Raw genomic sequence first — 7,367 nt, forward strand, 5'->3', positions numbered from 1 at the left:
ACCGGGGTACAGTCGGCGCGCTGGACGAGCGGAGGCAGACAATGAGCGAGGCGCGGGACGGTGGGTGCCGGTGCGGGCGGGTGCGGTTCGCGATCTCGGGGCCTGAGCTGCTGACCATGGCCTGCCATTGCACCGGCTGCCAGCGGATGACCGGGAGCGCGTTCTCGCTCACCGTGGTCGTGCCGGAGGCGGGGTTCGCGGTCACCGCCGGCGAGCCGGTGGCTGGCGGTGCGCTCCGGCGCGACGACGGGGGGCACTTCCACTGTCCCTACTGCATGAGCTGGGTGTTCACCCGGCCTGGGTTCGGCATCGTCAATGTGCGCGCCACCATGCTCGACGACACGGCCGGGTTCACGCCGTTCGCGGAGACGTATGTGAGCGAGAAGCTGGCCTGGGTCACGACGCCCGCAGTTCACAGCTATGAGCGGTTCCCGCCGAACGAGTCCTTCCCGCAGCTGATCGCGGACTATGCCGCCGCACGCGAGGCGGGCTAGCCATGGCCGTCGCCTTCACCCGGGAAGAGGATTACGAGGCCCAGGCCGCCAACCTGCCGGACCGGCCGGTCTCGACGCAGCCGAACCTGGTCACCGCCACCGGGCTGGCCGCTATCGAGGCCAAGCTGGCGGCGGCGCGGGCGGCCTATGCCGCCGCCCAGACCGAAGGCGGGATCGCCGCCGACCGCACCGCCATGGCGCGGGCCACGCGGGACCTGCGCTACTGGTCCGCGCGGCGCGGCAGCGCCCAGCTGACCGAGCCCGACGGGGCGGCGGGAAGGGTGCAGTTCGGAACGACCGTGGAGGTGGAACGCGACGACGGTCGGCGGCAGGTGTTCCGCATCGTCGGCGAGGACGAGGCCGATCCCAGGGCCGGCAGCGTCAGCTATGTGTCACCGCTGGCGCGAGCGGTGCTGGGCAAGGGCGTGGACGACGTGGTGACGGTGAACGGGGCGGCGGTCCAGGTGGTGGCGGTCAGCTGAGCGCCGCCGCGTCCGCCGACGATCGCCGGCCGCGCCGCGCGGCGCTTTCGGACTCCGTCTTGCGCCGCCAGGGGCGCCAGGAGTCGTTGGGGCTGAACGGGTCGCCCAGGTGGTAGGCGGCGATGGCGGCCGCGACGCCTGTGACCTTCGGGAGCAGGATCGGCCGCAGACGCGCGTAGCCGGCGTTGCGCAGCGCCTCCACCCCGGCGCCGAGGCCGCCGGCCTTGCGGATCGCGGCGTCCACGATCGCCTCGTCGCAGCCCAGCCAGTGGGCCAGGAGCCGGGTGCGCAGGCGGGCGATCTCACGCCGGGCGCCGGTTCCGATCCGCCCGGCGGCCTCGAAGCTCATGTCGCACTCGGTGTCGAAGCCCAGCGAGCGATTGTTGATATTGGCCGAGCCGATCCGCAGCAGCCGGTCGTCGATAATCGTCAGCTTGGCGTGGACGATGATGATCCGGCCCAGGGTGGTGACCGGGCTGTAGGCCTGGAAGCGGCCGTGCCGGTCGGCGCGCTTCAGCGTCTCGATGAACTTCACCCGCGTGCGGTCCATGGTCGCCTGGTCGAAGTAGCTGGGCGAATGCTCGGTGCCGACCAGCAACACCTCCGGCCCGTCCGGCTCGGCCAGCCGCCGCGCCAGGGCTGCGGCGATCAGCGGCGAGGTGAAGTACTGGTTCTCCATGTAGATCGACCGCGTGGCGCCGGCGATCGCCGCGAGGTGGAGGCGCTCGGCTTCACGGACCTCGGGATGGCCTCGCCAGGCCCCGGCGGTGCGCGAGAGGCCGACCTCGACGCCCTCGAACTGCGCGGTCACCCCGGCCGGCCAGCTGGGCCGGGTGGCCGGGGGTTCAGGCAGGATCTCGCCGGTGGCGCGGGCCCAGCGGTCGCGGAACAGCGCGCCCAGCGCCTTGGCGGGCGCGCCCTCGACCAGGCCCATCACCTCGTGGCGGCTGTTGAAGTCGTCCTTGCTGTTGCCGTGGGCGTGCCGGGTCTTTTCCCGTCGTGGGTCGTCGTCCAGGTGCTGCGGCGTGTCCCAGCGGTCAGGCCCGATATCGCCGCCGCCGCAGAAGCCGATGGCGTCGTCGATCACCAGCACCTTCTGGTGATGGCAGGCGCCGACCGGCAGCTGGCCGTCCAGCACGAACTTCACCGGGGTTCCAGCGAACACCTTGCGGTCTGCGAGCGGGAACCAGTTCTGGGTGGCGGCGACCGGCAGCGCCGACTTCCAGCACAGGATGCGCACGTCGAGCTTCGGATTGTCCCGCGCCAGGGCCTTCAGGAAGTTGGCGATCCGGTCGTCCTCAGGACCCGTGCACCCCGGCTGCGGGTGGAACAGGGTCTGCGGCTCGAAGGCCCAGTTCAGCAGGTGGATGGTGTGGCGGGCCTTGCGCATGGCCTTCATCGCCGCGTCGAAATAGTCCGCCATGTCGATCAGCAGGGCGGCGCGGCCCGCGGTCTCGCGCCGCCAGCAGGTGGTCCCGGGTTCCAACAGCACGCGCGCCTCCAGTCAAGCCTGTCTAAGGCCCAACGGCCAGGGTTGTTCCCCTCGGCGGATGGCGTCGGTTATGCTGCGCCGATGACCGACCTCCTGACCGTACCGTCGAGCGGCGGGGTTCCGTTCGAAGACGGTGACGACCGCGGCCGCGTGCTGGTGTTCGGGCGCGACACCGGCGGGGCCTATTCGCTGATGGAATATGTCGTCGCCGCCGGGACCGGATCGGCGGGCGTGGCGGACTACGGCGCGCATCGGCACGCGGGCATTGAGGAGACGTTCTATGTGCGCGCCGGGTCGCTTCGGTTCCTGATCGGGGAGACGATCGTGGACCTGGCGGCGGGCGACTTTGTGCGCGTGCCGGCCGGCGTACGGCATGGATACGTCAATGTGTCGGGCGCGCCGGTCGAGCTGTTGGTCAGCTTCATACCCGGCGGCTTCGAAGAGTTGTTCGTGCGGCATCGGACCGACCAGGATCCGCCCCCTGCGGGCGGCGGCTTCATGGCCGATGCGATCGCCGAGTTCGGCTCGACGTTTGAGGCGCCAGAGGCCGCCCGCGGCGATTAGGCGCTTCAGGCGGCCTTAAGGTGCCCCGCACGGCGGAGCGCCGCGACGATGTCCTTGCCCTGGAAGGGCTTGGCGACGAATTCCGAGCCGGGGACGCCCTCGGCGGGATGGCGGTTGCCGTTATGGGCGGAGATGTAGACCACGGTCAGCTGGGGGCAGGCGGCGCGGGCGGCCCGGGCGACGTCGAAGCCGTCGGGGCCGGGACCCAGGTCCACGTCGGTAACCAGGGCCTGGGGCGGATGGTCGCGCAGCGCGGCCAGGGCGGTCGGTCCGCAATAGACGGACTCCACCGGAAAGCCCTCAGCCTCCAGATATTCATGCAGGGCTAGATTACTCAAATAGTCATCGTCGACCAATAAAACGCGATCCGCATTCATCATTTTATGCCCTCTTCATATGTCATAATTCGACGGAGGACTTTTGGTTGCATAAAGACCTTCCACAACCTCATCTATGTTTGAAATGTGGCGAATTATATTGTGTTTTAACTAAGTATTATTCGTCCGGAATGAGGCGAAACCTTGCCGTAGGTTTAGAGTTCAGGCGAGATCCACCAGGCTCGGGCGATCAGGACGGCTGCGGGACGGGCGGCGCCGGGATGGGCCATGGCGCGGAACACCCAACGCGGCCACGCGAAGGCGGAGGCGAAACCGAGGGCCAGAAGGCGGCAGGCGCGGGACAGGAACATGGGATCGCTCCGATGGCTCACAGTCCGGTACGCCCGCGGGCATGCCGGGGACGCGCAGCGGGGGCGGAGCGCCGGGAGCGGGCGCGTGCAGCTCGTTTTCGCGGCGCGCCGTGCTGTCTTTTTGAGCCGCAGCCGGACGGAGCGCGCCGCCGCGCTCAGCCGTTGACGGAGAGCACCAGCTGCGGGTCGGGGATGGTGGAGGCGGCCAGTTCGGCGCCGATCGGGGTGACGGCGGTGCCGACGGCGAAGAACTCGATGATATGCGGCTGCCAGGCGTGGCTGCCCTCGTGCAGCTGCATGCCGACCACGCCCTCGGCCTGGGCGGCGATGGCCTCGGCCTGCATCCGCTCCATGGCGATCTCGCGGGCGTCGTAGAGGGCCTGGGAGAAGTTGGTCAGTTCGACGTTCTGGCCGGTCTGGCCCAGGGTCTTGAACAGGCCGCGGTGGGCGACGTGATAGACGCAACTGCCCATCACCATCTCCAGCGGTCGATAGCCGGCCTGGAGCAGCACCCAGAAGTCCTGGCCCGAGAGGTCGGAGGTGAAGGGCTGGCCCTTGGGCCCCTTGAAGGCGGCGTGGCCGACGGCGTGGACCACGCCGGTGCCGATCGCAACGAACTCCAGCACGTTGCCGTCCCACTCCTGGCGCTTGACCGTCAGCCGGACGCCGACGACGCCGTCCGCGCCCATGTCGGCGGCCTCCTCGCGCATGCGGCTCATGGCCAGTTCGCGGGCGTGGTACATGGCCTGCGAGAGGACGGTCATCTCCTCGTTCTTGTTCCAGTTCCCGTACTGGACGCCCACATGGTAGATGCAGGAGCCGACGCAGAGGCCGACTGGCTCGAAGCCCGCCTTGCGCACCAGCAGGAACTCGTTGACCGAGAAGTCCGAGGTGAAGATGCCGCCGGGATGGCCCTCGCCGCGCAGGCCCTTCAGCCGCTCGAGCGCATGGGCCGGGATGTTGGTCGTCGCGCTCATCAGATGGCTCCCTCGGTCTCGTCGTTCAGATAGGCCATGGCCGGTTCGGCGTCGGGGCGGATGAGGGACGAGTCCCCGTCGCGCATGTCGACCACCATCTCGATGTCGTGCGGCACGCCTTCGCCCGGCTTGGCGTGGACCACGGTGCCGACCACGATGTGGCGGCCCAGGTAGCGGTCGGGCTGTTTCTCGACCTCCTGCTTGATCAGCTGGCCGAAGTGGGTGTGAGCCAGCACGCCGGTCCCCTGCCGGGCGGCGTCGCGGCGAAGCTCGGCGTGGGCCTGGCGACGGATGCTCTCCCAGAAGCGGCCCAGCTTGGTCAGGGGCTGGTTGCCGCTGAACACATTGCCGGATAGGCCGCCGAAGGAATTATCGGTCATCCACTCGTAGTGGGCCCCGACCGCGATGCCGACGGGGACGACCCCGGCCTCCAGCAGCCGGACGAACTCCAGGGCAGGCGTGGTGGCGACGACGGGGTCGGGGCTGGACGGCAGGCTGTCGAAGCGGATGGCAGTGCCGATCAGGCTGTAGTCCATGCTGGCGCCCTCGGAGGCCGAGGTGCGCAGCTTGACGTCGACCACGGCGTTGGCCCCGCAGGCGCGGGCCTCGTCGATCAGCCGCTCCAGGGCGGTGCGCCAGCCGGAGGCATGGCCCCGCGTCCAGCTGGCCCCGAACTGGAACCAGCACGTGCCGCAGATGGTGGCGATGGGCCGCGCGCCGTGCGAGCGGACGATCAGCAGCTCCGAGGCGGTCATGGTGGCCAGCCAGGGCGTGCGGCGCGCGGCGGCGTCGCCCAGCCGCTGCTGGACGAAGTCCGGCAGGCCGCCCCGCGACAGGGCCACGTCCCAGGCCGCCAGGCGCACGGCGGCGGCGCCGCGGGCGTCCTTGGCGGCGTCCTGCGCCTCGCGCTCGGCGGGGGATTTCTTGGAGAACCAGGCCATCGCTTGCTCCTGGCGCGGCTAGAGGAAGCCGAGCAGGGCTTCGCTGGCCTCGCCCGTCTGCTGGGCGACGATCCGCAGCTCGTCGCCCAGCTCGGCCAGCCATTCCGGCGGCTGCATCTGGGTCGAGCTGATCGAGACGCCGCGCACCACCTTGCCGCGGGTGGCGGTGACCTGGCCCTTGCCGATGGTCAGGGCATAGATCGCCTTGTCGCCACGAAAGGTCAGGCTGGCGACGTGGGTCTCCTTGCTGAACAGCCCTTCGCGCTTGCGTTCCACGGTGACGCGGTCGGGAAGGGCGCGCTCGAGCCGATCGGCCAGGGCCTCGACATAGGTCCGGACCTCGACATGGGAGCGACGCAACTCGCCGGCGCTGACCGAGAACGGGGTTAGCTCGGTGCTCAGATCACCCTCCCGAACCGGTACGGCGGACGCGTGAACTGTGCTCTAGCCCCAAGGTCGCGGCAACCCCGCCCGCGTTCGGAATGTCCGCGACAGGGGCGGCGAGCGGGTTAGACTTGGCGGCGTTTGAAGGAGCCCGGGCATGGCGCAAGGTGACGACGAGGCAGGGCCGCCGGGCGAGACCCCGATCCAGAAGGCGCTGCGGCTCAAGAAGGCGGCGGCGGCGGGCAAGGGCGGGCCGCCCGGCCGCGGCCGGATGGGCGACGAGCGGGCCGCGGCGGCGCGGTCGTCTTCGAAGTCCAAGCCCTGGCTGAAGAAGTAGCGGCCATGCGGTCGATCCTGTGGCTGGTCGCGCCGCTGGCGCTGACGGCCTGTTCGCGCCCGCCCGCAGCCGGGCCGGCCGAGGGCGCGGTGGCCTGGACGCCCTATGTCTGCGCGGACGGCCGGACGCTGAAGGCGCTCTATCCGGACGCGACGACGGCGCAGGTGAAGCTGGACGGCAGCACCTATCGGATGAGCGCCGGCGTCTCGGGCAGCGGCGTGCGCTATGTCGGCGACGGGCTGCAATGGTGGACCAAGGGCCAGGAGGGGATGCTGGCGGCGGTGAAGGCCGGCGAGGACATTGCCACCGACCCGGGCGTGCGCTGCGTGCAGCCGGCGCAGAAGGCCCTGCTGGACGCCCCCGTCGAGCCGCCGGCGCCGGGCACGCCGGGCGGGCTGCCCGACGACCGCACGCCGCTGAATGAGCGTCCCGCCGAGGCCGGCAGCGGCCAGGCGGCGGCGACGGTCGTGGAGACCTACTACGCCCTGGTCGAGGCCGGGAAGACAGCGGACGGCGCGGCGCTGCGGGTCGACGGCGTCCAGGAGGATCTGCGCCCGTTCAGGACCCTGCACGCCCAGGTGGGCGCGCCGGGCGCGATCGAGGGCGCCGCCGGCTCGCTCTATGTGGACGTGCCGGTGGTGCTGTACGGGCGCTATGCCGCCGGCGGCGAATACCACCGGTCTGGCAAGGCCACCCTGCGCCGGGTCGACGGCGTGCCGGGCGCGAGCGCGGCGCAGCTGCGCTGGCGGATCGAGACGATCGCGGTGAAGTAGGGGGCTCGGCAGGGTCGCTACCCCTTTTTGCGCGTCATCCCCGGCCTTTTGCCGGGGACCCATGCCTCAGCTTGCGCGAGTCAGTGCGGCAGGCCGCGCAGCGCGGCCTGCTCTCACGACCGTACCGGCGCCACGATGGGACCCCGGCACAAGGCCGGGGATGACGGCCCCGGGGGGTGAGGATCGGGGGTTGAGGATCGGGGGGTGAGGCCCGGGGCGGAGCCCCTCAGTGCTT

Annotated in this window: 10 protein-coding genes; 5 read left to right on the top strand and 5 right to left on the bottom strand. The window is 70.6% G+C overall.

All coding sequences use genetic code 11. The features are described 5' to 3' along the window. Positions 1 to 41 precede the first annotated feature (41 nt). Both Q0R13_RS02420 and greA read left to right on the top strand, forming a co-directional pair. On the top strand, positions 42 to 494 hold the full coding sequence (locus tag Q0R13_RS02420) for a GFA family protein (protein ID WP_293898930.1): 453 nt from the start codon (positions 42 to 44) through the stop codon (positions 492 to 494). A 2-nt stretch (positions 495 to 496) separates the two neighbouring features. Further along, complete coding sequence (gene greA / locus Q0R13_RS02425; RefSeq protein ID WP_293898932.1) at positions 497 to 976, top strand: transcription elongation factor GreA; 480 nt, start codon at positions 497 to 499, stop codon at positions 974 to 976. Here the strand turns inward: greA and Q0R13_RS02430 are convergent. After that, a complete protein-coding gene (locus Q0R13_RS02430) occupies positions 969 to 2,468 on the bottom strand; it encodes a phospholipase D-like domain-containing protein (protein WP_293898934.1) in 1,500 nt (499 codons plus the stop codon). The two genes, greA and Q0R13_RS02430, sit on opposite strands and share 8 nt — an antisense overlap. A gap of 81 nt (positions 2,469 to 2,549) precedes the next feature. Here Q0R13_RS02430 and Q0R13_RS02435 point away from each other — a divergent pair, with 81 nt between their 5' ends. Beyond that, on the top strand, positions 2,550 to 3,032 hold the full coding sequence (locus Q0R13_RS02435) for a cupin domain-containing protein (protein ID WP_293898936.1): 483 nt from the start codon (positions 2,550 to 2,552) through the stop codon (positions 3,030 to 3,032). A gap of 5 nt (positions 3,033 to 3,037) precedes the next feature. On the opposite strand, the gene Q0R13_RS02440 is transcribed toward Q0R13_RS02435, so the two are convergent. The 4 genes from Q0R13_RS02440 to Q0R13_RS02455 form a co-directional block, all read right to left on the bottom strand. Then, on the bottom strand, positions 3,038 to 3,412 hold the full coding sequence (locus tag Q0R13_RS02440) for a response regulator (RefSeq protein WP_366852255.1): 375 nt from the start codon (positions 3,410 to 3,412) through the stop codon (positions 3,038 to 3,040). A gap of 463 nt (positions 3,413 to 3,875) precedes the next feature. Then, positions 3,876 to 4,697 (bottom strand): heavy metal-binding domain-containing protein, encoded by an 822-nt coding sequence (locus Q0R13_RS02445; RefSeq protein ID WP_293898938.1) that lies wholly within the window; start codon positions 4,695 to 4,697, stop codon positions 3,876 to 3,878. Beyond that, complete coding sequence (locus tag Q0R13_RS02450) at positions 4,697 to 5,638, bottom strand: heavy metal-binding domain-containing protein (protein ID WP_293898940.1); 942 nt, start codon at positions 5,636 to 5,638, stop codon at positions 4,697 to 4,699. The genes Q0R13_RS02445 and Q0R13_RS02450 overlap by 1 nt, the downstream gene beginning before the upstream one ends. A gap of 18 nt (positions 5,639 to 5,656) precedes the next feature. After that, on the bottom strand, positions 5,657 to 5,998 hold the full coding sequence (locus Q0R13_RS02455; RefSeq protein WP_293898942.1) for a hypothetical protein: 342 nt from the start codon (positions 5,996 to 5,998) through the stop codon (positions 5,657 to 5,659). 181 nt (positions 5,999 to 6,179) lie between these two features. Between Q0R13_RS02455 and Q0R13_RS02460 the strand changes: the two genes are divergently transcribed. Next, positions 6,180 to 6,359, top strand: coding sequence for a hypothetical protein (locus tag Q0R13_RS02460; RefSeq protein WP_293898944.1), 180 nt, complete (start codon positions 6,180 to 6,182; stop codon positions 6,357 to 6,359). Between the two features lie 5 nt (positions 6,360 to 6,364). Next, entirely contained in the window at positions 6,365 to 7,132 is a 768-nt protein-coding gene (locus Q0R13_RS02465; RefSeq protein WP_293898946.1) for an MliC family protein, read from the top strand. The last annotated feature ends 235 nt before the right edge of the window (positions 7,133 to 7,367 follow it).

The sequence above is a fragment of the Phenylobacterium sp. genome, from assembly GCF_025351295.1.
Lineage (GTDB): Bacteria > Pseudomonadota > Alphaproteobacteria > Caulobacterales > Caulobacteraceae > Phenylobacterium.